The following is a 22,078-nucleotide window of genomic DNA, read 5'->3' as shown; positions in this document are numbered from 1 at the left end:
GGGGATGCGCCTCCGGCCTGTGCTTGCGTGAGGGGTTGATCGATCTGGAGGCCGCGGCGCCGAAACGCTTGCGCGGCGCGCTGGTCGGCGCGTTCTACGTGGTGACCTACATCGGTTTCGGGCTGCCGCTCATTTTGGCGACGGTCGGGTCGGCGGTGTCGGCGACCGTTCTCGCGGTGATGGCCGCGCTGGCGTTGCTGGCCGCCGCGAGTCGGGCGGTGCGATTGCGGCGCGACGCCCACCGACAGGCCTGAAATCGCCCGCGCTCAGAGCAATTCGCGCAGCGTCTCGATCAGCTTGACCCGCTCGCCCGGGGTGGACGCGATGGGCGCCACGTTGAGCGTGGTGACCCCCGCTTCGCGGAACGCGGCCAGTCGATCCTTGACGAACTCGCGACTGCCGATCAGGTTCACGTCCCGGACCAGCTCGTCGGGCACGACCTTGGCGGCGCCGTCCTTGTCGCCGGCCAGGTAGAGCTCTTGGATCCGGTCCGCCTGCGGGCCGTAGCCGTACTTCGTCGCCAGGGCGTGGTAGAAGTTCTTGCCCTTGGCGCCCATGCCGCCGATGTAGAGGGCGAGATGGGGTTTCACGAATTCCCTTAGCGACTCCACGTTTTCACCGATGGCGAGGACCGGGCCGGCGTAGATGTCCAACTCACCCAGCTCGGCGTCCCGCTTGGCGCGGCCGGCGGCCAGCGCCTCGCCCCACACCTCCTGCGCCTTCTCGGGCAGGTAGAAGATCGGCTGCCAGCCCTCGGCGATCTCGGCCGCGAGCTCGACATTCTTGGGGCCAAGCGCCGCGACCAATATCGGAATGCGTTCTCGCACCGGCTTGTTGATCAGCTTGAGCGGCTTTCCGAGCCCGGTGCCCTGCCCGGCGGGAAGCGGGATCGTGTAGTACTTGCCCTGGTGCTTGACGGGTTCGCGCCGCCAGACCTGCCTGCAGATGTCGATCACTTCGCGGGTCCGGCCGATCGGCGCGTCGTAGGGCACCCCGTGAAAGCCCTCGATGACCTGCGGACCGGAAGCCCCCAGCCCAAGGGTGAACCGGCCATCGGAGACGTAGTCGAGCCCGGCGGCGGTCATCGCGGTGAGCGTGGGCGTTCGGGTGTAGAGCTGCAGGATCCCCGAGGCCAGGCCGACCCGTTCGGTGCTGGCGGCCAGGTAACCGAGCGCGCTCACCGCGTCGAACGAATAGGCCTCGGGGACAAAGACGATGTCGAGTCCGGCACGCTCGAGGTCGGCCACTTCGGCGGCCACGTCCTTGAAGCCGCCCGCATAGTTGATGCCTAATCCGATTCGCATGGTCGCTCGCCCCTACGCGGTGGTGAACGTGTCGGCCAGTTGGAGCGCCTCCTGCTGGATCCGCTCGAACTGGGCGCCCATCGCCTCGGACAACGCCTTCGCGCCTGAGAGCGGCCGCACCATCACCATGAAGTCGTCGATCAGGCCGTCGTCGTTGAAGTGCAGGAAGTCGCAGCCGGTGATCTTGACCCCGGGCGCCCCGGCGATTCCAGTCTCGAACACGAGGGCGTGGTCTCGGCCGTCGTCGTCGTGGATCTCCCGGATGTAACGGAAGTCCTCGAAGATGCGCAACACGCCGCTCAGGATGGCCGCGGTGATCGGCTTGCCGACATAGGGCTTGAACGCGACCGGGCTGGTGAACACGACGTCGTCGGCCAGCAGCGCGTGGATGCCGCTCTCGTCGCGGTCCTCGACGGCTTTGCGGAAGGGATGCATCCGACACCTCGGCTTGGATTGGTTGGGAAGTGCCGTTGACGCTATGCGGTCCGTCGGCCCGTGTCCATAGTGCGATTAATCACTTTGTTGATTATTCGTATCGTTGTACTCTTCTTCGATGTCGCTGCGTGACGCTGTCCTGGCGGCCCTCCTCGAGGGCGAGTCGTCCGGATACGACCTCGCCAAGGACTTCGACGCCTCGGTGGCGAATTTCTGGATGGCCACCCCCCAGCAGCTGTACCGCGAACTCGACCGCCTTGCCGAGCAGGGCCTCATCCGGGCGCGCGTCGTGCAGCAGGAGCGCCGGCCAAACAAGCGGCTGTTCTCGCTGACCGAGGCCGGCCACGACGCGATCCGGGAGTTCACCGCGAGGGCGCCCAAGCCCTCGGCGATTCGCGACGAACTGCTCATCAAGGTCCAGGCCGCGGACGCCGGGGACGCACCCGCCGTGCGGGAGTTCATCGTCGAGCGCCTGCAGTGGGCGACGGCCAAACTGCAACGCTACGAACGCTTGCGGGCGCGCATACTCGACGGACACGCCGAGGGGGAGTTTTTGGCCCATGCCGAGCGGATCGGCCCCTATTTGACGCTGCTGCGTGGGATCGCGTTCGAGGAAGAGAACGTTCGATGGGCCGAGCGCGCGCTGGACGTCATCGACCACCGCATGGCCGCGCGGCCTAAGCAGAACCCGAGCTCACCGCGTCGCCGGGCTGCTGCTGGCCGAGCAGCTCATCCTGACCGACCTCGGGAACGCTCCCCTCGCCGCTGAGCCGGGCACGCTTGCCCGGCTTCTTCGGCGTCTGCTTCGCCCCGTCTGGGGCGCCGACGGCGCGGTGGCCGTTGGACGGCAGGCCGGCCGGCCGGCCAGCCATTTCGATGGCTTTACCGGTGTACACGCGGTAGCCGAAATTTGGTAAGTAGCCGTGAATTTCGGGCGTGTCGAGGTCGCGCATGAACTGCAGGATGCCGCGACTGAACAGCTGCCCGGGCACCAGGACCGGAAAGCCCGGCGGGTAGGGCGTCACGTACGTCGCCGACACGACGTCAATGCCCGCGTCGAGCCGTTCATCGATCTGGTCGCCGGTGAGGTACTCACAGTTGGTGTCGTCGTAGGAGAGGTAGAACCCGCGGCGGACGTCCCCCTCGGGCGTCGGCTCGGCGCCGCTGTGATCCAGGAAGGCGGGGTGGAATCCGCTGAAATCGGGCAGTGGCAAGGACATTTCGGTGAGCCGGTAGACCGCGCGGTCGAAGTGCTCTCGCTCGCCGAGGCTCATCTCGGAGATGTTCTGGTCGAGTTCGGTGGCGATGTTGACCAGAACCTCCACCAGGAAGGCGACCGAACTGCGCGTGGTGCCGATGTTGGTCATGAACAGGACGCTGTTGCGCGACGTCTTGTTGATCTGGATTCCGTAGCGGTCCATCAACTGCTGGCGTTTGAAGGTGTCGCCGTCGTAGCCGGTGGGCCCGATGAACAACGTGATCCGCGACGGGTCGAGCACGAACTCGTCCTGGCCCCACGCCGCCATCATGTTGCGCAGGCCCGAGCGCAGCGGCTGGGCGATAGCCGACGGCCGGAACGGCTCCGGGATCAGATCCGACGTGCGCAGGCAGCGCATGTACTTGCTGAGCAACGGATGGTTGTCGATCGCGTCGCGCAACTGCATCGCGTTCTCGATCTGCCGTTGCACCAGCTCGACTCCCTCCAGCGCGACCTGCCGGCGCCCCAGGTCCAGCGATGCGAGAATCTGGTAGTTGGGGGAGGTCGACGTGTGGGCCATGTATGCCTCGTGGAACGGCTCGGCGACCTTCTGGTCGAAATCCTGATCGAAAACGTGGATCATCGATCCCTGCCTCAGCGCGGTCAACGTCTTGTGCGTCGACTGCGTGGCGTACACCCGCACCCGGGCCCGGGCGGGGTCGGGCAGCAAGCGACGGTCCAAAAGCTCGTCGTCGCTGGGTGTTTCGTTGCCACCGGCCGAGAGATATTCCTCGTAGCGACGCCGATAGCCGGGGTCCTGCAGCCGCGCGCGCATGGTCCGTGCCGCGGCCATCGCGGTGCGCGTCCGGTAGACCGGGTGGAACCGCGCGAAGGCGAACCAGGCCTCGTCCCAGAGGAATACCAGGTCGGGTTTGATGGCCAGGCACTCCTCCATGACACGCTCGACGTCGTAGACGATCCCGTCGAAGGTGCAGTTCGTCAGCGACATCATCTTCACGCGGTCGAGCTTGCCGGCCCTTTTGAGCGCCAACAGCTTTGACTTGATCTCCCGCAGGGGGACCGCCCCGTACATCGAATACTCGTTGAGCGGATACGCCTCCAGATACACCACGTTCGCACCGGCGAGCATCATCCCGTAGTGGTGCGATTGATGGCAGTTGCGGTCCAGCAGCACGATGTCGCCGGGCGCCACCAGCGCCTGCGTGACAATCTTGTTGGCCGTCGAGGTCCCGTTGGTGACGAAGTACGTGTGCCGCGATCCGTAGGCCTGCGCGGCGAGTTGTTGCGCTTCTCGCAGCGGCCCGGTCGGTTCCAGCAGTGAGTCGAGGCCCCCGCACGTCGCCGACGTCTCGGCCATGAACACGTCGAGGCCGTAGAACCCCACCATGTCCCTGATCCAGTGGGAGTTGACGATCGATTTGCCCTGCGAAATCGGCAGCGCGTGAAAGACACCGGTGGGCCGGTGGCTGTACTGCTTGAGCGCGCTGAAGAACGGTGTGCGGTAACGCGCCGCGACGCCCTGCAAGATCGACAGGTGCAGCTCGAGCATGCCCTCGCGCGCGTGGAACACCCTGCGGAAGTACTGGCCCAGCCGACCGGCGATGTCTTCGACCTCGATCTCGGTCATCAGGTACAGGTCGAGCTCCGGCCGCAGTTCGGCCAGCGATGTCGCCAGGATCTGCGCGCGTTCCTCGGGAGTCTGGTGGTCGTTCAGCTCGTCGGATACGGCCGTGTCGACGAACTCCGACAGCGCCGACAGGTCCCGCGTCGATTGGTGCGAGAAGCGCCGGCGGATCACCACCGCCTGCAGGTTGACGTTGAGCCGCGCCGCGATGAGGGCCTCGTCCCCGCTGGCGACCACCACCAGTTCGTAGACGAATTCGTCGTCGGGGCGCCGCCATTTGCGGACCTCGTTGCGCAGGGCGCGTTCCTGGTCCTCGGTCATCTTCTCGACGACCAGCACCTCGAAGTAGGGACGGTCGCGCTGCGACGCCGGCTGATGCTCGATGAGTTGCCGCGGATCGGACGGGAACATGTCGAGTTCGTCGGCACCGGCGTTGTCCACGTCCCCTGAGCGGTAGGACTCGGTGGTCAGCGCCCGGTTGACCTGCGCGACCGCCTGCGCGAACTTGTCGTAGCTGCCGGCGGCGAAAAGCCTTTGTATGCGCGCGAACTGCGGCGCGCCGGGGTAGGCCCAGTAGGGCTCCAGCGTGCTCAGGCGCGTCAGCAACTCCTGGCAGGCGCCCGCCCATTTGTCCCTCAGCGTGCCGGTGGTGGTCGGCCGCGTCAGCCGGTCCGCGGCTTCTTCCAACCGGCACCACGAGTCGCTGCGCACCTGCCAAAGGCTGTTGTATGCGCGCAAGTGTTCTGTCATGGCCGCCCTTTCTGGGAGCACGGCGACTCCTGAGTCCCGGAGCGTCGGTCCAGGCTTGCAGAGTCAATACGCCCGCCGGTGACCGGAAGGCGAACACCGAGCGTCCGTCGCGTGACAGCCGCCGCTCACACCGCGGCGCCTGCCATCGATCGCTACCTCCAGGCGAAGACCGGTTGCTCCAGCCCGTCGACCGCGTCCGGTCGGCCTTCCAGACACAGCCACCTCAACTGCAGCAGCACGGCGCCGGTCGGCGCGTGAATCAGGTCGTTGCCCAGAGGAATCTGCACGACCGGGCGCGGGCTCTCCGGGATGGTGATGAATCGCGGCGAGTCGTCGCGCTGCAATTGATGCAGCCCCACCCGGTACACCGCCACCACCTCGTCGGGCGCCGGGCGGGGATCGAGGCGGCCGCCGCCCCAGATCACGACCGGGGTGATGACGTACCCGGACCGCGTCGGATAGTCGTCGAGGAGGCCCAACACGGTCGAACCGGTCACGGCGATGCCGACCTCCTCGCGCAATTCCCGCAGGGCCGCGTCGACGGCGGTCTCGCCCGGGTCGAGCCTGCCACCGGGCAGCGCCCATTGCGCGGCGTGTGAGGTGAGTCGAGATGCCCTCCGGCACAACAAGAACGCCGCGCCGCCCGAGACGCCGACCATCCGGCCGTCGAGGCCGGGCTCCGGCATCGGGCGGTCACCGTTCCATTCGTCCACCGGCGCCGGATCCACCCGGTCCTCGCCGAGGGTGGAGTCCACCAACACCACGGCGACCGCCGCGTGCCGTTTGGTTGGGTCGGTCACCTCGCGGCGGTCGTGGCGCGCGAGATTGCCGCTGATCCGCTCGCGCAGAGCCTCGTCATACGGGATGGTCACGGGTTCGAGACTATGCGGGGCCGGTCCCGGCGCGTCCCGGGTACTCCGGTGAACGCCCGGCGCCCCGCGCTCGTGGGTCTGCATGTACGGGAGGAGACGGATGAAAGTCATCGGTATCGAGGAGCACTACAGGTTTCCGGCCATAGCCGAAGAACACCGCAATCAAGGGGCCGACTCGGCGACCGAAATGCTGAGGCACGCGGGCTACGGTTCTCCCGGAACGGAAGGCGAATGGCCGCCGGGGATCACCGACGTGGGCGAGGGGCGGATCGCCGCGATGGACGCCGCGGGCATCGACATGCAGATCCTTTCGCACTCCGTCCCGGGACCCGAGACTCTGGACCCCGATTCGGCGATCGAGCTGGCCCGGCGGGCGAACGACGCGGTCGTCGCCGCGGTCGGGCGGCATCCCGACCGGTTCCGCGGCTTCGCCACCCTCCCGATGCGCGACCCCTCGGCGGCGGCCGCCGAGCTCGAGCGCACCGTCCGCGATCACGGCTTCGTGGGCGCCCTGATCAACGGACACGTCAACGGGCGCTACCTGGACGACACGTTCTTCTGGCCGGTCTTCGAATCCGCCGAAACCCTGGGCGTGCCAATCTTTTTGCACCCGACCATCCCGCCGCAGTCGATCATCGACACCTATTACGGCGGCTTTGACCCGAAGGTGTCGGCTCGGTTGGCGGCGGCCGGGGTCGGCTGGCATATCGACACCGGGGTGCACTGCCTCCGGCTGATCCTGGGTGGGGTGTTCGACCGGTTCCCGCAGCTACAGATCATCGTGGGTCACCACTTCGAGGCGCTCAGCTGGATGGGCTGGCGGACCGACTACTCGTTTCCGGTCGAGGCGACGGGTCTCAAACGCACCGTCAAGGAGTACCTGCGGGAGAACTTCTACGGTGGCATCCTCGCCGGCGATTTCTCCAGTCAGGAGCCCGGCGCCGCGGATCCCAGTTGGAGCCTGTCCTTTAACGCCTATCTGGCGATGGTCAATGTGATCGGCATCGACCGCGTGGTCTTCACCGCCGACTATCCCTACGGCAACATCAAGGCGTGCCGCCAGTTCCTCGACAGGATGCCGATCAACCAGCCCGACCGGGAGAAGATCGCCCACCTCAATGCCGAGCGGCTGCTGAGGCTTTGAGCACCGGCAACCATGGGGGTGGTTAACTGCCATCATGCAACGGAAACCCCTGCTGGCGCGGCGCTTCTTCGACCGCTTCGAACCGGTGCATGCGGTGACGTATTTCGCGCCGGAGGCGCGGGCGGCGCTGGACGGGCTGGGCTACCGCGGATTCTGGATGGGCTACTTCGCCGCGCGCTCGGCGCCGCTGGGCCCGGTGCCACGGCAGGTGGTCACCGCGATCTTCTACAACTTCGCCCCCGAACGGATCGCCAAGGCGCTGCCGGCGGCCTGGGAGGTCGCCGGGCCGGACGCGGCGTTGCGGGCCCGGCAGGAATCGGCCGTCGCGGCGTTGCGCCGCTACGGGCTGGGCGACGGCGAAAACATCCGTGCCGCAGCGGAATTGGCGGGCAAGGCGGCCAGGCGGGCCCCGCTGGATGCACGACCGTTGTTCGCCGCCAACCTGGCGTTGCCGTGGCCGGACGATCCGCTGGCCGCGCTCTGGCACGCGACGACGCTGCTGCGCGAGCACCGGGGCGACGGACATGTGGCGGTGCTGGCCGCCGCGGGCGTCTCGGGCCGGGAGTCCAACGTGTTGCACGCCGCGGCCGGCGGTGTCCCGCGCGAGTACATCGCGCGCACCCGCGACTACGACGAGGCCGCGTGGCGACACCACGAGCAACGGCTGGCCGAACGGGGGCTGCTCGACGATGAGGGCTCGCTGACCGCGGCCGGCCGGGAACTGAAGGACCACATCGAACGGTCCACCGATGCGCTTTCCCTGTCCGCGCTCGACGCGCTCGACGACGACGAGGTGGAGACGCTGTTCCGGGCGCTCACGCCGGTCACCCGCACGGTGGTCGCCGGCGGTGATGTGCCCGCCCGCACGCCGATGGGATTGCGCCGCGACGAATTGCACGACGACAGCGCGCATTTGACTTCTTAGCCACGGCGCGCGACCACAGCCGATCGTCTACTGCGCGGACAGCTACTGTGGCCCCATGAGCAGTGAGCGGATACCCGGCGGAGTGGTGCACAAGCTTCCGGCCGACCTGCGCGAGTCGCTGATCGGCAATGCCACCGCGCTCGCCGCGTGGAACGACATCACGCCCTTGGCCCGCAACGAATTCATCTGCTGGGTCGAGGACGCCAAGCAGGAAGCCACCCGGCAGCGCCGCATTCGCCGGACACAGGAGGAGCTGGAAGAGGGCAAGCGCAGGCCCTGCTGTTGGCCCGGGTGCAAGCACCGCGAGCGCAACGGCAAGTAACGCCGGTCAGCGGCCCAGCGGCATGTAGAACACCAGGCCGTTGCCCTTGTTGTCATAGACCACGGCACGGCGTTCATGCGCGTCGTCGTACGGCCCTTTGACGATGCCGCCGCCGCTGGCCTCCACCGCCTTCGCCGCGGCGTCGACGTCGGCGGTCTTGATGCCGACGACGACCTGACCCGGTATCGGGTGGTCCACGGCGGTCGCCAGCGCCAGCGTGACGGGGCCGCCGTCGAGGGCGGCGAAGTGCGCCCCATCGCGGAACTTCAGCGCCATGCCCAGCGTCTCGCTGTAGAACCGGATCGACTCGTCCAGGTCGTCAGTCGACAAGATGATCATTTTGACTTCGTGCTCGCTCACGGCGCCTCCTCTGGCTGGATGGCATACAGAGTAGGCCCGGGACGGCGCCGGGAGAAGGCGAGAAGCGGCGGCGCGGACTGAACGACAGAGGCGCTGCGCCGCAAGGTCGTTGACCAAAGCCGGGGATGTCGGCGCGGGGTGGATCAGCTGCGCCCGGCCGGAATGACCTGCCCGTCAAGGTAGTCCATCGGCGGTCCGTCCCCGTGTCCCGCACCGTGGTCGGCCACCGCGGTGGCCATGGCGGTGCCGTCCTGGATGGTTCCGACGATGACCACGTGGTCATTGACCGTGAAATGTGAAGCGGCAGCTGCCGGTTGGCCACCGCGACCGATGAGCGTGGTGTTGGGCGTCACGAGATAGGTCTGCGTGTAGCCGTCGGCGCTTCTGGCGGTGACCGAGCCCGCCGACACCGCGACCACGGTGCCCTCCTGCCGCACCGGGCGCGAAGCGGCGGACGGCGGCTCCTGGCTCGCCTCGATCATTCGCTTCTCGCCGTGCGGAGCGTTGAGCACCAGGGCCGCACACGCCGCCGTGCACAACATCGAGGCGGAAAGCACGTCGCACACCGCCGCGATGCCCGACCGCCGGCGCGGCGTTCGATCCGCCGGCGGTCTTTGCTGCGCCGTCGCGCTCATCCGGTGCTTGGCACTCACGATCAATCCTTCCCTGCGGTTTCGCGCCGACGAAGGCCGACGCGTACCGATGCAGGTTGTTGCTCGTGGTTTTACCCCGGGCGGTGCACGGATAAACCGGCCCGGGGTTCAGCTATGGTGCGCCCGAATCGGGGCCCGGTTCCTCAGCCCTTGACGAGGGTGAACTGCGCGACGTCGGTGTAGCCCTCGCGGAACAGGTCGGCGCACCCGGTCAGGTACTTCATGTACCGGTCGTAGACCTCTTGGGACTGAATCGCGATGGCCTCTTCGCGGCGCGACTCGAGGGCGGCCGCCCAGGTGTCGAGGGTGCGCGCGTAATGCAGGCGCAGCGGCTGGTAGAGCTTGAGACCGAAGCCGGCGCGGGTCGCGTGCTCTTCGACCGTCTTGGCCGCGGGCAGGTCTCCGCCCGGGAAGATCTCGTCCATGATGAATTTCATGAACCGCAGTTTCGTCATGGTGATGGGCAGCCCACGCTCTTCGAATTCCTCGCGGCTGGGCTGGATGATGGTGTGCAGCATCATCACGCCGTCGGCGGGCAACGCCTCGTAGGCCATCTTGAAGAAGTCGGGATAGCGGTCGCGCCCGAAGTGCTCGAAGGCGCCGATGGAAACGATGCGGTCCACCTTCTCGTCGAACTGCTCCCAGCCCTGTAGCAACACCCGCTTGCTCCGCGCGCTGGGGTGCTCGTCGAGGCGCTGCTGCACGTGCGCCTGCTGGTTGCGGCTCAGGGTGAGGCCGACGACGTTGACGTCGTACTGCTCGAGGGCCCGGATGATGGTGGTGCCCCAGCCGCAGCCGATGTCGAGCAGGGTCTGGCCCGGTTGCAGCCCGAGCTTGCCCAGCGACAGGTCGACCTTGGCGAGCTGAGCTTCTTCGAGGGTCATGTCGTCGCGCTGGAAATAGGCGCAGCTGTAGGTCCGCGTGGGGTCCAGGAACAGCGCGAAGAAGTCGTCGGACAGGTCGTAGTGCGCCTGAACGTCGTCGAAATGCGGCTCTAGGCTCACGGGCTCGCTGCGGTTCTCGGGCACAAACAACCTCTGACTGTGGTGGATTTTTTCTCGCACGCGATCGCGGTCGATCGACATGCTGACGACCCAGTGTATCCGCACGGTCGACGAGGCCCTTCTCGACGTTGCCCGGCCGGTTGACTGGCTGCGCCGCGATGGGACACCATGGCGCGAACCGTAGCGGGAGGGAGGTGGGGCGTCGCGATGGCTGACATCACCATGTTGATCCTCGCCGACCACGAGTGGTTCCGCGAACAGTTCGCCAGGCTGGACTACCTGCAGGCTCAGACGCCGGTCGACGAAACCGCCCTTGCCCGGGTGTGGCGGCCCCTCGCCGACAAGCTGGACGTGCACGCCTACATCGAGGAGAAGATCTTCTACCCGCAACTTCTGACGCGGGTCGGCGACGACGCCGAGGGTGAGACGCTCGACGCCATCGGTGATCACAACGACATCCGCGACGCGGTGCGCGACGCCAACGCCGCAGAGGTGGGCACCGACGAATGGTGGGCGGCGGTCGGCCGCACGCGCGAGGCCAACGACGACCACATGGGCGAAGAGGAGCGAGAGGGGCTGTCGGATTTCCGTCGCAGGGCTCCCATCGGCCTGCGGGAAGCGCTGGGCCGGCAATACAGCGACTTCATGGCCGAACACCCCACCACCGAGGGTTTGCCGATCGTCGACCGGGACCCGCAGCGCTACGTCGACGATATCGAGGCGGCCACCCGGTCGGAGGACCGGTCGAAGCCCCGGGATTATTCGCTTCGCATCGGCAGCCTGAAAGGTCAATGAGTTCTTCTCGGGCTGGCCCGGTCGCTACGATCGGCCACCGGCCGATGAAGACGACGAGCCGGATGGGAGCGCAACTTGTTCGGCCCTCGGGACTTCTGGGTACGCAATCCGTCGATGAATGCGCGACGCCGCCGCCGGAAATGGGCACGCAACGAGATCCGGGTCGCCGACCCGGCCATGCGCCAGACCATCATGGGCACCGCCATCGGCAACTTCATGGAGTGGTACGACTTCGGGGTCTACGGCTACATCGCCACCACCCTCGCCCAGGTGTTCTACCCCGGTAAGAGCGTCAGCGGCGTCCACCTGATCGCGACCTTCGGCACGCTGGCCGCCGCGTTCGTGGTGCGGCCTCTCGGTGGCTTCATCTTCGGGCCCCTCGGCGACCGCATCGGACGGCATCGGGTGCTGGTCATCACGATTCTGATGATGACGATCAGCACGACCGTGACCGGCCTGCTGCCCGGCTACAGCGCCATCGGCATCTGGGCGCCGATCCTGCTCGTCATAGCGCGGATCTTCCAGGGGCTGTCGACCGGCGGTGAGTTCGTCGGCGCGATGACCTACCTGGTCGAGCAGGCGCCGGACCACAAACGCGGCAGGATGGTCGGATTCTTGCCGATGGGCAACCTGGTCGGGTTCGTGCTGGCCGGGATGCTCGTCACGGCCTTACAAACCTGGCTGCCGGACGAAGCCATGCTGACCTACGGCTGGCGGATCCCGCTGTTACTGGGCGCGCCCTTCGGTCTGTTCGCCCTGATTCTGCGGCTTCGGCTCAAGGAGTCGTCCGCCTATCAGAGCGCGACGGAGGGCGCGCAGCAGTCGGGCGGGCGCCGGCAGCAATTCCGGCGCACGGTTGTGGACCAGTGGCGGGGGCTGCTGATCTGCGCCGCCCTGGTGCTCACCTCCCAGGTCGCCGATTTCATGCTGACCGGTTACCTGCCGACCTACCTCAAGCTGTTCGTGCGCGCCGGCCACACCGCCGGGCTGGTGATGATCGTGGTGACGTTGGCGATCCTGATGGTCACGGTGGTGCTGGTCGCCAGCCTGTCCGACCGCATCGGCGTCAAGCCGATCATGTGGACCGGCTGCGCACTGCTGGTCGTCGGTTCGATCCCCGCGTTCCTGCTCATCCGCTTCGGCGGGATCTACCCGGTGATCTTCATGGGTGTGCTGCTGATCGGGTTGATGGAACTGTGCTTCGACAGCACCGCGCCGGCCATGCTGCCGGCGCTGTTCCCCACGAACGTCCGCTACGGGGCGCTGGCGATCTCGTACAACATCTCCATATCCGCCGTCGGCGGCACTACGCCGCTGATCGCCCAGGCGTTGGTCTCGGGCACCGGCAACGTCATGGCGCCCGCCTACATGCTGATCTTCGGCGGCCTGGTGGGCGCGGTCACGCTGCTGTTCACGCCCGAGGTCGCCGGGAAGCCGCTGCCGGGATCCGGGCCCGCCGTGGAAACCGAGCAGGAGGCGCGCGAGCTGGCCGAGGGCGTCCGGTAGCCGAAGGCCGCGAAACGCGTTGCGGGCGAACCCTCCACGCGGCCACTCCCACCGAGCGGCCAACGACGTTTATTTTGCGTTTCCCGGCCTATCTCTAAGGGATGAGGAGCGCTTTTCACCATCGATTGGGAACCCTCAGCGAACAGCTCGCCGCGATGTGCGCGATGGCCGGCGGAGCCATCGGGCTGGCTACCGAGGCGCTGCTGAAGGCCGACCTGGTGCTGGCGGAACGCGTCATCGCCGGCCAGGCGGACATCGTCGCCGTCAACACCGGCGTCGAGGAGACCGCATTCGCGTTGCTGGCCTTGCAGGCCCCGGTGGCGACCGACCTGCGGGCGGTGGTCAGTGCCATCCGGATCGCCGCGGACGCGCAACGGATGGGCGGGCTCGCGGTACACGTGGCCGACATCGCCCGCATGCGCCATCCCCGCATTGCCGTGCCCGACGATGTGCGCCACCACATCGCCGAAATGGGTGATGCCGCCGAGCAGCTGGCCGTCGGCGCGCGAGAAGTATTGCTGGCCCAGGATCCTCGCCGGGCGGCCCAGATCCGCCGCGACGATGATGCGATGGACGAACTGCACCACCAATTGCTGACGGCTCTGATGGACCCGTGCTGGACGCACGGTGTCGCCGCCGCGGTGGATGTCACGCTGTTGGGCCGCTTCTACGAGCGCTTCGCCGACCACGCCGTGCAGATCGCCCGGCGGGTCATCTTTCAGGCGACCGGGCACTAGCCGAAAACGCATGCCGGCGAACGAGTTTCGGCCGCCCGTGTGAGAACCCACCGCTTGGGTATATAGAGGTTGTGCTGCTACCCCTCCGTCGTCCCATCGCCGCCGCCGGCGCCGCACCCGGGCCGGCGGCTTGATGGCGAAGCCCAAGCCGGTTCCCGATGACCTGCGGCGGGTGGCCGCGGCTCACGGGGTGGCCACCTCCTATCGAAACGAGCGGCGAGAGCCGGTGGACGTCGACGCCGACGTCGTGATCCGGGTGCTCGGCCTCCTCGATGTCGACGCCTCGAGCGAAGCCGCGCGGCGACGCGAGCTGGCCCGGCTCGCCGAGCGCGACCGCGCCGGCGCGCTGCCACCCACGATCGCCGTGCGGCTGGATGGGCGCCCCCGGGCCGTGCCCGGCGCCGCCGTCCTGGTGAGCGAGGACGGCGTCCGGACCGAAGTGCGCGACGAGCTGCCCGGTGACCTCAGCCCGGGCTGGTATCGGATCGAGCTGCGCGACGGTCAGGAGGCCACCCTGGTGGCCGCCCCGCCCCGCGTGCCTCCCACGCCGGCCACCTGGGGCTGGATGTTGCAGCTGTATGCGTTGCGATCCGCGCGATCCTGGGGCATCGGCGACCTGGGCGACCTGCGCGAGTTCCTGAATTGGACCGCCGCCGAGCATGGGGCCGGCGTGGTGCTGCTCAACCCGCTGCACGCGCCCGGCCCGACGCACCCGGTGCAGCCGTCGCCCTACACCCCGTCCAGCCGACGATTCGCCAACCCGCTGGCGCTGCGCATCGAGGATCTCGACGCCTACCGCCAGGCCGACCCGGAAACCCGCGCGGAGGTCGACGCGTTGCGGGTCTCGCCCACCACCGAGCGGGTCGACCACGACCTGGTGTGGGCGGCCAAGCGGTCGGCGCTGGAACTGTTGTGGCGCGCCGACGGCCGGCCCAACCCGCTGGACCAGTCGGCCGCCGGCACCGGTCTGCGCGACTGGGCCACGTATTGCGCGCTGGCCGAGCGGCACGGCGGCCGGTGGACCCGCTGGCCCGCACCGCTGCATGACGTCGCCGGGCCCGGCGTGGCGGCGGCCCGGCGTGAGCTGGCACCCCGGCTGGCCTTCCACGCGTGGGTGCAGCAACGCTGCGACGAGCAGCTGACGACCGTGCGCGACGCCGCACGCGACGCGGGCATGGCGCTCGGCGTGTTGCACGACCTACCGGTCGGGGTGGACGCGAACGGCGCCGACGCGTGGGCGCTGGCCGACGTGCTCGCCACAGGGGTGAGCATCGGCGCGCCGCCGGACAACTTCACGCCGCGTGGGCAGGATTGGGGGCTTCCGCCGTGGCGGCCGGACCGCCTCGCCGCCACCGGCTACGCCGCGCTGCGGGATATGCTGCGCGCAGTGCTCGCCCATGCCGACGGGCTGCGGATCGACCATGTCGCAGGGTTGTGGCGGCTCTGGTGGATCCCGCCGGGGGACGGTCCGGAGCGCGGCACCTACGTGCACTACGACGCCGACGTGATGCTCGCGGTCCTGGCGCTGGAGGCGCATCGCGCGGGAGCCGCCGTCGTCGGCGAGGATCTGGGCACCGTCGAACCCGAGGTGACCCGGGCGCTGGCCGACAACGAGATGCTGGGCTGCGCGGTGTCGTGGTTCACCCGTGACGAGTCGGCTCCGGGCGAGCCGCTGCTGCCGCCTGCGCAGTGGCCGTCGCGGGCGGCCGCCAGCCTGTCCACCCACGACCTCCCCACGGCGGCGGGTTTCCTGCGCGGTGAACACGTGCGGGCCCGCGCGGACCTCGGGCTGCTTGACGACGCGCCGGGCGAGCAGTCGGTGGCCGACAAGGAACGAGCCGAGTGGGTGGAACTGCTGCGGTCCGAAGGGCTGCTTTCGGGCTCCGACGCGGACGAGCCGGCAATCATCACCGCGATGCACCGATTGCTCGCCGCGACCCCGAGCCGGCTGAAACTGATCTCGCCCTACGACGTGCTGGCCGAACCCCGGCAGCCCAACCTGCCGGGCACCATCGACGAATACCCGAACTGGCGGTTGCCCCTGCCGGAGACGCTGGAGGAACTGCGCGCCGACCCGAGGGTCGCCGAAATCACCGCCGCCTTCCGAGGGGCGCGGTAACCGGGCCCAGGCGGTCTCTCACGCGTGCCGCAGCACCAACAGCTCGCCCGTCAGCGCGCCGTCCCCGAGCAGCCGCCCGATCTTCGAGCTCTGCCGTTCGGCCAGCTGCCAGGCCTCCGTGTGCCCGTGGCGGTCCCTCAGCGCGTTTTCCACGGCGTCGATGCGCTCGTTCCACGTGTCGGCGATCGCCGGGAGGTCCGACGTGCCCAGCGAGTGCTCGACGCGCAGGCCGGCGCGCGTCACCAGCTCACGCAGGCGAGCGGGCGACGGGAAGTGGTTGCCGTCGGTCGTGTCGTTCGCCGCGTCAGAGTGCGCGACGAAAACCAGCAGCCCGATGGGCCCGCCGGGCCGCACGACGCGGCGCAACTCGTCGAGCAGCCCGAGCTGATCCGGCGTCGTGCACAACACGCCCAGGGACCAGGCGGCGTCGAAGCTCGAGTCAGTCACCGGCAGGGCGGCGCCCGCCGCGCACACCACCGGGAATCCGAACAACTTCTTCGCCGCGCGGCAGGCACCGGTCTCCGGTTCGACGAGCACCGGACGCACCGGACGCGAGCGCGCGGCATACGCGGCGGGCCCGCCGACGCCTGCGCCGGAGTCCAGCAATGTGTCACCGGCCGTCAGGCCCATGCGGTCGATGAGCCAGTCCAGGGCGGGCGGACTGCCGCTGCCGCGACAGCCGGCCGGCACGTGGTAGTCCGGGCCCAGCTCTTCGGCCACCTCGGCCGTCCATTCGGCGACGGTGTCGAACTCCGCCTCCATCGCTTCCGTCATCGACGCGCCTCCGCCCTGATCCGACGACCCACCTCGCCCTTGATCTCCGCGCCGGCGCGTGGGCCAGACGCGGACGCGAGGCCCGACACGTTGACGCCCTCGACGCCTTCGATCGACAGCAGCGCCCGGGCCTCGGCCACCGCCGCCTCGATCCCCTCGGCCACCGGGTCCGGCGCGCCCAACACCCGCTCCGTCACATCCTGATCGAGTTCCAGGCCGGGCAAGCCTTGCAGGACCGCCGCGGAGGCGCTGTCGGTGAACACGGCCACCGCCGCGATCACCGGAATGGTCAGACCAGCCGCCCGCGCCTCGGCCATGAAGTCGGCGACCTGCCCGGCGGAGGGCACGTGGTTCAGGACGGCCAGGCTGGCGCCGGCCCGTTGCTTCTCCACCAACCGGGCGGGGCGGGCGTGCGCCGGCGGGGCGGTTGGCGTCTCGGGCACCGCAGCGACAACTCCGGTGGAGGCGGCCAACGAAACAAGCCGGGGGCCGTCGAGGTCGAAGGTCTGCGTGACGTCCGGGCGCACGTCGTAGCCGCGCCCGTCACCGGTCACGCACAGCACCGTTTCGACACCGATGCCGAGCAGGCCCCGCAACTCCTGCTCGAGCACCACGCGGTTGCGGTCACGGCATGACAGCGTGATCCAAGGCGTCACCCCGGCGTCGAGGAGCAAAGACCCCATCAGCGTGGGCGGGAAGTCGGGCTTGTTCTGGTGCTCGCCCACCAGGACGGCGTCGCATCCCTGCGCCAGCGCGGCGGCCGTCGCGGCGATGTCGTCACGGTCGAACGGGGTGCTGCTGAAGTCGGTGAGCACCAGCGGCGCGTGCGCGAGACGCGGCGTGGACTGCGGCCCCGACCACGCCACCACCTCGTCGAACGCGCACGGACCGGGGCGCATCTCGCACTGGCCGTCGGGCCGCACCCCGCCGCACGGCCCGAACACCATCCGTTTCGGACACCCCAAACCCGCCGACATCATGACTCCTCGAGCGCCAGTGTTCGCATGCATGTACCCAAACGGTCGCGGGCGCAAGCGCTTCAGCGAACGGCGCCGATTCGCAGCTCGAAGACGATTAGCAAACGCTCGCTGCGGCTACTAGGAGATGGGTGTGCCGCGCGCCCGGCGCAGCGAAAGGAACGGGGTCAAAAGCATGGAACCGATATCTCCGACGGATGCGCTGTTCCTCATCGGTGAGTCACGCGAGCACCCCATGCACGTGGGGTCGCTGCAACTCTTCGAGCCGCCCGAGGACGCCGGGCCCCACTTCGTGCGCGAGTCCTATCAGGCCATGCTCGAGTGCACGGACGTGCAGCCGACGTTCCGCAAGCACCCGGCCTTCTTCGGCGGACTGACCAACCTCGCGTGGTCGTTCGACAAGGACGTCGAGCTCGACTACCACCTGCGCCGCTCGGCCCTGCCCGAACCGGGCCGGGTCCGTGACCTGCTCGAGCTGGTTTCCCGGCTGCACGGCAGCCTGCTCGACCGGCACCGCCCGATGTGGGAGGCCCACCTCGTCGAGGGGCTGCAGGACGGCCGCTACGCCGTGTACACGAAGTACCACCACTCGCTCATGGACGGGGTGTCCGCGATGCGGCTGGTGCAGCGCGCCTTCACCCCCGATCCCGAGGATGACGAGGTGCGCGTGCCGTGGAGCCTCGGGCCGCGCAAGCGCGGCGGCGGGCAGAAACGGCAGTCCCTGCTGGAGCGGGCGGGCCGGACCGCGGGGTCGGCGCTCGCCTTGGCGCCGTCGTCGCTGAAGCTGGCCCGGGCCGCCCTGCTCGAACAACAGCTGACGCTGCCCTTCCAGGCGCCGCGCAGCATGTTCAACGTCCGGATCGGCGGCGCCCGGCGGGTGGCCGCGCAGTCCTGGTCGCTGGACCGGATCAAAGCGGTTAAATCGGCGGCCGGGGTTACCGTCAACGACGTCGTCCTCGCCATGTGCTCCGGCGCCCTGCGTGCGTACCTGCAGGAGCAGAGCGCGCTGCCCGACGCCCCGCTGACCGCGATGGTGCCGGTCAACCTCCGCAAGGCCGACGACGACCGCGGAGGCAACCTGGTCGGGACGTTCCTGTGCAACCTGGCGACGGATCTGGACGACCCGGCGCGGCGCCTAGAAATCGTCAGCACGTCGATCCGCGACACCAAAGAAATCTTCCAGCAGCTGCCCCCGGTTCAGCAGCTCGCCCTGTCGGCCTTCAACATCGGCGGCCTGTTCTTCGGGCTGATCCCCGGCTACCTGTCGGCGGGGTCACCGCCGTTCAACATCGTCATCTCCAACGTCTCGGCCGGTCCGTCGGAGCCGCAGTACTGGCGGGGCGCCCGGCTGGACGGCAACTACCCGCTGTCCATCCCGCTCGACGGCCAGGCGGTCAACATCACCGTGACCAACAACGCCGACAACCTCGACTTCGGTCTCGTGGGCTGCCGCCGCAGCGTCCCGCACCTGCAGCGGCTGCTGGGCCACCTGGAGACGTCGCTGAAGGACCTGGAGCGCGCCGTCGGCGTGTGAGCGGCGGCTACGGCCTGGTGGTGTAGTCCAGGCAGACCGTCGTGCCGGTGGGGCGGGCGTTGATGGTGCAGTGATCCGCGAGCGCGTGCATCAGCGCGATTCCGCGGGACCGCCGCGGGTCGCTGAGGCGTTGCCGCGAGGGCGGGAGCCAGGATCCGCGATCGCTGACGCAGATGCTGATCGACTGGGCGGCGCGGTCGTGGCTTGCCTGCAGCTTCATCGTTCCCGTCGGGCGGTGGTCACGGTATGCGTGCTCCACACAGTTGGCCAGCGCCTCGTTGACGCCCAGAATGATGTCGTCGTGAACCTCCGCCGGAGCCTCGGTCACCTCCTGCAGCCACCGCCGCAGGGTGCGGCGCAATTCCGCCGCGGTCACCGCGTCGGCGGCACCGGCGCAGGTCAATCGCGCGGGCGTGACAACGATTGGTGGCAGCGGTGAAGTCATGCAGAAGGCATACCCAGTTGCGGCCGGCCTGCTAACCCGCCGGCCGTCTCGCTTTGGCCACAGCCGGGTACAGGTTCGGAATCGAGTTGCCGTACAACGAGATACAGAGGGATCCTATGGACTTTCGTGCATTCATCGAGCCGCAGCAGGGCGCCCGCTACGCCGACCAGGTGGCCGTCGCCCAGACCGCCGAGCAGCTGGGGTTCGGTGCGTTCTTCCGGTCCGATCACTACCTGGCGATGAGCGGCGACGGACTGCCTGGCCCCACCGACTCGTGGGTGACGCTGGGCGCGATCGCGCGGGAGACGTCGACCATCCGGCTGGGCACCCTGGTGACTTCCGCAACATTCCGCTACCCCGGCCCGCTGGCGATCGCCGTGGCCCAAGTGGACGACATGAGTGGCGGACGCGTCGAATTCGGGCTGGGCAGCGGCTGGTTCGAAAAGGAGCACCAGGCGTACGGCATCCCGTTCCCACCGCTGCGGGAGCGGTTCGACCGGCTCGACGAACAGCTGGCCATCATCACGGGCCTGTGGACCACGGGGCCCGGCGAAACCTTCGACTACGCCGGCGCGTACTACACCATCAGCGGCTCACCGGCGCTGCCCGAGCCGACGCAGACCCCACACCCGCCCATCGTCGTCGGCGGCCTGGGCGCCAACCGCACCCCGCGGCTGGCCGCGAAGTACGCGGCCGAGTTCAACGTTCCGTTCGCGCCGATCGGCGTGGCCGAGAAGCAGTACGAGCGGGTGGCGCAAGCCGTCGCCGCGGCCGGCAGGCCCGGTGACTCGATGGTCTACTCGAGCGCATTCGTGCTCTGCGCCGGCCGCAACAACCGCGAACTGACCCGGCGCGCCGCGGCGATCGGTCGCGACCTCGACGAAATGCGGTCCAACAGCCCGCTGGTCGGCTCCCCCGCGGAGATCGTCGACAAATTGGGCGCCTGGAAGCAGATCGGCGTGCGACGTGTCTACACCCAGCTGCTGGACTTGACCGACCTCGCCCATCTGGAGTTGTTGGCGAGTGAGGTTATGCCACAACTGCTTTGACGGCTGTCACCGGCCTTCGGCGTCCGCGCGTTCCTCTTCGAGCCGGTCCTTGCTGCGCAGAAGCCGCAGCAGGGTCACGAACAGTAGCCCGCCGATCATGTTGCCGACCACGGTGTAGCCGAACCACCCCAGCCACGTCAGATAGCCGAACGGGGCAGCCCCGGTGACCAGCGCGCCGAAGATCAGCAGCGAATCCAGGATGGAGTGGAACAACCTCAGCCCGGCGAGCAGGAACGCGGCGGCCACCGCTGCGGCGATCTTGGCGGGCACCGAGTCGGTGCCGTGTTGCATCCGGGTCATCAGCGTGATGACCATGCCGCCGAGGATCGCCAGCACCATGCTCTGGGCGGATAGTGGCGCGGTGGCGAAGTGGGTGCCGGACTCGATGGTCTGCGCGTGCAGCTCCGGGAAGCCGGTCATGATCAGCCACATGATCACCCAGCCGCCGACCAGGTTGGCGAACATGGTGCCGCCCCATAGCTTGGCCAGCTGCGGCAGGCTGGCGCGCTTGGCGGCCACCGTCACGACGGGAATGATGAAGCCCTCGGTGAACAGCTCGCTGCGGCCGAGCAGCAGGGCCAGGAAGCCGATCGAGAACGCCAGCCCGGCCAGCAGCGGGCGGTGGGTGGCGTCCAGCACCGACAGGTAGGCAAGCACCCCGATCCCCACCTCGGTGCCACCGAAGAAGCCGGTCACCAGCACGCCGCGCCAGGTGCGGTGCAGGCGCTGGGTGCCCTCGCTCAGCATCCTGCTGAACGCGTCCTCGAGCTCGTCCTCGATCGGGCTGTCGGTCTGCCCGAGCTGACGCTGGGTGGTATCACTCATGGTGGATGGCCTGATACCCGTTATTTGCCGGATGGACCATCCGGTGTGAGGGATCTGACAGCGCCCGCCGCGGCCGTCACCTCCGCGGTCGCAGCACCGGCGTCACCAGCTCACCGGTGCCCAGGTAGCTCTCCAGGTTCCGGATGGCGAGCATCGCCATTGCCCTCCGGGTCCGGGCGGTGGCACTGCCGATGTGCGGAAACAGGACCACGTTGTCGAGCTCGAACAACTCGGGCGGCACATGGGGTTCGTCGACGAAGACATCCAGCCCGGCCCCGGCGAGGCCGCCGCCGACCAGCAACTCCACCAGCGCGTCCTGGTCGACGACGCTGCCGCGGGCGATGTTGACGAGATAACCCTCGGGGCCCAGGGCCTCGAGGACGGAGCGGTCGACCAGGTGGCGCGTGTGCGGATCGCCCGTCGTGGCCACGACGAGGACGTCGACCGACTCGGCCAGCTCCCCCGGCGACGGGGCGTAGCGGTACGGCGATCCGTCGATGCGGTGGCGGTTGTGATACGCGACGGCACAGTCGAATCCGAGCAGCCTGGTCGCGATCGCCGAACCGATGCGACCCAGACCCAGGATGCCAACCTGCAGGCCGCTGAGGTCCCGGGCGTATGGGAACGGGCCGTCGCGCAGCCAGCGGCCCGCCCGCACGTAGCGGTCGGCGGCGCCGAAACGGCGCAGGGTCATCAGGATCAGGC

Annotated in this window: 22 protein-coding genes and 1 pseudogene; 11 read left to right on the top strand and 12 right to left on the bottom strand. The window is 68.7% G+C overall.

The window, feature by feature from the left end; translation table 11 throughout:
- Positions 1 to 254: pseudogene (locus tag A5701_RS12885) on the top strand (MFS transporter); the annotation flags it as partial.
- A gap of 12 nt (positions 255 to 266) precedes the next feature.
- Here the strand turns inward: A5701_RS12885 and A5701_RS12880 are convergent.
- Together A5701_RS12880 and A5701_RS12875 are read right to left on the bottom strand one after the other, a co-directional pair.
- On the bottom strand, positions 267 to 1,304 hold the full coding sequence (locus A5701_RS12880) for an LLM class F420-dependent oxidoreductase (protein ID WP_067753620.1): 1,038 nt from the start codon (positions 1,302 to 1,304) through the stop codon (positions 267 to 269).
- 12 nt (positions 1,305 to 1,316) lie between these two features.
- Positions 1,317 to 1,739: a nuclear transport factor 2 family protein gene (locus A5701_RS12875; RefSeq protein ID WP_067753617.1), complete on the bottom strand. Its 423-nt coding sequence runs from the start codon at positions 1,737 to 1,739 to the stop codon at positions 1,317 to 1,319.
- Positions 1,740 to 1,857: 118 nt separating this feature from the next.
- On the opposite strand from A5701_RS12875, the gene A5701_RS27490 reads away from it, so the two are divergent.
- On the top strand, positions 1,858 to 2,508 hold the full coding sequence (locus tag A5701_RS27490) for a PadR family transcriptional regulator (RefSeq protein ID WP_067779021.1): 651 nt from the start codon (positions 1,858 to 1,860) through the stop codon (positions 2,506 to 2,508).
- On the opposite strand, the gene A5701_RS12865 is transcribed toward A5701_RS27490, so the two are convergent.
- Positions 2,417 to 5,332: an ornithine decarboxylase gene (locus A5701_RS12865; RefSeq protein ID WP_067753610.1), complete on the bottom strand. Its 2,916-nt coding sequence runs from the start codon at positions 5,330 to 5,332 to the stop codon at positions 2,417 to 2,419. The two genes, A5701_RS27490 and A5701_RS12865, sit on opposite strands and share 92 nt — an antisense overlap.
- Positions 5,333 to 5,484: 152 nt before the next feature.
- Positions 5,485 to 6,204, bottom strand: a complete 720-nt coding sequence (locus A5701_RS12860; RefSeq protein WP_067753607.1) for a CoA pyrophosphatase — start codon at positions 6,202 to 6,204, stop codon at positions 5,485 to 5,487.
- Positions 6,205 to 6,304: 100 nt separating this feature from the next.
- Here A5701_RS12860 and A5701_RS12855 point away from each other — a divergent pair, with 100 nt between their 5' ends.
- The 3 genes from A5701_RS12855 to A5701_RS12845 are packed head-to-tail and all read left to right on the top strand — an operon-like array spanning position 6,305 to position 8,595.
- The gene (locus A5701_RS12855; RefSeq protein ID WP_067753604.1) at positions 6,305 to 7,348 is read left to right on the top strand and encodes an amidohydrolase family protein; all 1,044 of its coding nucleotides are present in this window, start codon (positions 6,305 to 6,307) and stop codon (positions 7,346 to 7,348) included.
- Between the two features lie 34 nt (positions 7,349 to 7,382).
- Positions 7,383 to 8,273, top strand: coding sequence for a hypothetical protein (locus A5701_RS12850; RefSeq protein WP_067753601.1), 891 nt, complete (start codon positions 7,383 to 7,385; stop codon positions 8,271 to 8,273).
- A 55-nt stretch (positions 8,274 to 8,328) separates the two neighbouring features.
- Positions 8,329 to 8,595 carry a YdeI/OmpD-associated family protein gene (locus A5701_RS12845; protein WP_067753598.1) on the top strand — a complete coding sequence of 89 codons (267 nt, stop codon included), beginning with the start codon at positions 8,329 to 8,331 and terminating at the stop codon, positions 8,593 to 8,595.
- A 6-nt stretch (positions 8,596 to 8,601) separates the two neighbouring features.
- Here A5701_RS12845 and A5701_RS12840 read toward each other — a convergent pair whose 3' ends face one another.
- From A5701_RS12840 to A5701_RS12830, 3 genes are all read right to left on the bottom strand, one after another.
- A complete protein-coding gene (locus A5701_RS12840; RefSeq protein ID WP_067753595.1) occupies positions 8,602 to 8,955 on the bottom strand; it encodes a VOC family protein in 354 nt (117 codons plus the stop codon).
- A 143-nt stretch (positions 8,956 to 9,098) separates the two neighbouring features.
- Positions 9,099 to 9,608: a hypothetical protein gene (locus A5701_RS12835; protein ID WP_082950432.1), complete on the bottom strand. Its 510-nt coding sequence runs from the start codon at positions 9,606 to 9,608 to the stop codon at positions 9,099 to 9,101.
- Between the two features lie 143 nt (positions 9,609 to 9,751).
- On the bottom strand, positions 9,752 to 10,636 hold the full coding sequence (locus A5701_RS12830) for a cyclopropane mycolic acid synthase family methyltransferase (RefSeq protein WP_067753632.1): 885 nt from the start codon (positions 10,634 to 10,636) through the stop codon (positions 9,752 to 9,754).
- A 183-nt stretch (positions 10,637 to 10,819) separates the two neighbouring features.
- On the opposite strand from A5701_RS12830, the gene A5701_RS12825 reads away from it, so the two are divergent.
- The 4 genes from A5701_RS12825 (at position 10,820) to malQ (ending at position 15,769) form a co-directional block, all read left to right on the top strand.
- Complete coding sequence (locus A5701_RS12825) at positions 10,820 to 11,407, top strand: hemerythrin domain-containing protein (RefSeq protein ID WP_067753589.1); 588 nt, start codon at positions 10,820 to 10,822, stop codon at positions 11,405 to 11,407.
- A gap of 177 nt (positions 11,408 to 11,584) precedes the next feature.
- Positions 11,585 to 12,913, top strand: coding sequence for an MFS transporter (locus tag A5701_RS12820; RefSeq protein WP_067753629.1), 1,329 nt, complete (start codon positions 11,585 to 11,587; stop codon positions 12,911 to 12,913).
- Positions 12,914 to 13,014: 101 nt separating this feature from the next.
- Positions 13,015 to 13,650: a phosphate signaling complex protein PhoU gene (gene phoU / locus A5701_RS12815; protein ID WP_067753586.1), complete on the top strand. Its 636-nt coding sequence runs from the start codon at positions 13,015 to 13,017 to the stop codon at positions 13,648 to 13,650.
- 133 nt (positions 13,651 to 13,783) lie between these two features.
- Positions 13,784 to 15,769 (top strand): 4-alpha-glucanotransferase, encoded by a 1,986-nt coding sequence (malQ, locus tag A5701_RS12810; protein WP_067753583.1) that lies wholly within the window; start codon positions 13,784 to 13,786, stop codon positions 15,767 to 15,769.
- Positions 15,770 to 15,787: 18 nt separating this feature from the next.
- Here the strand turns inward: malQ and A5701_RS12805 are convergent, their stop codons facing one another.
- Both A5701_RS12805 and A5701_RS12800 read right to left on the bottom strand, forming a co-directional pair.
- Positions 15,788 to 16,543, bottom strand: a complete 756-nt coding sequence (locus A5701_RS12805; protein WP_067753580.1) for a class I SAM-dependent methyltransferase — start codon at positions 16,541 to 16,543, stop codon at positions 15,788 to 15,790.
- The gene (locus A5701_RS12800) at positions 16,540 to 17,523 is read right to left on the bottom strand and encodes a methylenetetrahydrofolate reductase C-terminal domain-containing protein (protein WP_067753577.1); all 984 of its coding nucleotides are present in this window, start codon (positions 17,521 to 17,523) and stop codon (positions 16,540 to 16,542) included. Before A5701_RS12800 ends, A5701_RS12805 begins: the two co-directional genes overlap by 4 nt.
- A gap of 172 nt (positions 17,524 to 17,695) precedes the next feature.
- On the opposite strand from A5701_RS12800, the gene A5701_RS12795 reads away from it, so the two are divergent.
- Entirely contained in the window at positions 17,696 to 19,054 is a 1,359-nt protein-coding gene (locus A5701_RS12795) for a wax ester/triacylglycerol synthase family O-acyltransferase (protein WP_067753626.1), read from the top strand.
- A gap of 7 nt (positions 19,055 to 19,061) precedes the next feature.
- Here the strand turns inward: A5701_RS12795 and A5701_RS12790 are convergent, their stop codons facing one another.
- Positions 19,062 to 19,499 (bottom strand): ATP-binding protein, encoded by a 438-nt coding sequence (locus tag A5701_RS12790; RefSeq protein ID WP_067753574.1) that lies wholly within the window; start codon positions 19,497 to 19,499, stop codon positions 19,062 to 19,064.
- Between the two features lie 116 nt (positions 19,500 to 19,615).
- On the opposite strand from A5701_RS12790, the gene A5701_RS12785 reads away from it, so the two are divergent.
- Positions 19,616 to 20,548 (top strand): LLM class F420-dependent oxidoreductase, encoded by a 933-nt coding sequence (locus A5701_RS12785; protein ID WP_067753571.1) that lies wholly within the window; start codon positions 19,616 to 19,618, stop codon positions 20,546 to 20,548.
- Between the two features lie 6 nt (positions 20,549 to 20,554).
- On the opposite strand, the gene A5701_RS12780 is transcribed toward A5701_RS12785, so the two are convergent.
- Positions 20,555 to 21,373: a formate/nitrite transporter family protein gene (locus A5701_RS12780; protein ID WP_067753568.1), complete on the bottom strand. Its 819-nt coding sequence runs from the start codon at positions 21,371 to 21,373 to the stop codon at positions 20,555 to 20,557.
- Positions 21,374 to 21,449: 76 nt separating this feature from the next.
- The coding region (locus A5701_RS12775) for an NAD(P)-dependent oxidoreductase (RefSeq protein WP_231972815.1) at positions 21,450 to 22,078 on the bottom strand (629 nt) is incomplete at its 5' end.

The sequence above is a fragment of the Mycobacterium sp. E3305 genome (assembly GCF_001666785.1).
Lineage (GTDB): Bacteria > Actinomycetota > Actinomycetes > Mycobacteriales > Mycobacteriaceae > Mycobacterium.
The sequence above is the reverse complement of the archived record's forward strand: the minus strand, read 5'-3'. Positions and strand labels throughout refer to the sequence as shown.

Excerpts from the sequence above, each read along its gene's own strand:
- A5701_RS12795 (WP_067753626.1), top strand. The coding sequence starts at position 17,696 with ATGGAACCGATATCTCCGACGGATGCGCTGTTCCTCATCGGTGAGTCA.
- A5701_RS12850 (WP_067753601.1), top strand. The coding sequence starts at position 7,383 with ATGCAACGGAAACCCCTGCTGGCGCGGCGCTTCTTCGACCGCTTCGAA.
- A5701_RS12820 (WP_067753629.1), top strand. The coding sequence starts at position 11,585 with ATGCGCCAGACCATCATGGGCACCGCCATCGGCAACTTCATGGAGTGG.
- A5701_RS27490 (WP_067779021.1), top strand. The coding sequence starts at position 1,858 with ATGTCGCTGCGTGACGCTGTCCTGGCGGCCCTCCTCGAGGGCGAGTCG.
- A5701_RS12875 (WP_067753617.1), bottom strand. The coding sequence starts at position 1,739 with ATGCATCCCTTCCGCAAAGCCGTCGAGGACCGCGACGAGAGCGGCATC.
- phoU (WP_067753586.1), top strand. The coding sequence starts at position 13,015 with ATGAGGAGCGCTTTTCACCATCGATTGGGAACCCTCAGCGAACAGCTC.
- A5701_RS12855 (WP_067753604.1), top strand. The coding sequence starts at position 6,305 with ATGAAAGTCATCGGTATCGAGGAGCACTACAGGTTTCCGGCCATAGCC.
- A5701_RS12865 (WP_067753610.1), bottom strand. The coding sequence starts at position 5,332 with ATGACAGAACACTTGCGCGCATACAACAGCCTTTGGCAGGTGCGCAGC.
- A5701_RS12845 (WP_067753598.1), top strand. The coding sequence starts at position 8,329 with ATGAGCAGTGAGCGGATACCCGGCGGAGTGGTGCACAAGCTTCCGGCC.
- A5701_RS12785 (WP_067753571.1), top strand. The coding sequence starts at position 19,616 with ATGGACTTTCGTGCATTCATCGAGCCGCAGCAGGGCGCCCGCTACGCC.
- A5701_RS12880 (WP_067753620.1), bottom strand. The coding sequence starts at position 1,304 with ATGCGAATCGGATTAGGCATCAACTATGCGGGCGGCTTCAAGGACGTG.
- malQ (WP_067753583.1), top strand. The coding sequence starts at position 13,784 with ATGGCGAAGCCCAAGCCGGTTCCCGATGACCTGCGGCGGGTGGCCGCG.
- A5701_RS12805 (WP_067753580.1), bottom strand. The coding sequence starts at position 16,543 with ATGACGGAAGCGATGGAGGCGGAGTTCGACACCGTCGCCGAATGGACG.
- A5701_RS12780 (WP_067753568.1), bottom strand. The coding sequence starts at position 21,373 with ATGAGTGATACCACCCAGCGTCAGCTCGGGCAGACCGACAGCCCGATC.
- A5701_RS12790 (WP_067753574.1), bottom strand. The coding sequence starts at position 19,499 with ATGACTTCACCGCTGCCACCAATCGTTGTCACGCCCGCGCGATTGACC.
- A5701_RS12825 (WP_067753589.1), top strand. The coding sequence starts at position 10,820 with ATGGCTGACATCACCATGTTGATCCTCGCCGACCACGAGTGGTTCCGC.
- A5701_RS12800 (WP_067753577.1), bottom strand. The coding sequence starts at position 17,523 with ATGATGTCGGCGGGTTTGGGGTGTCCGAAACGGATGGTGTTCGGGCCG.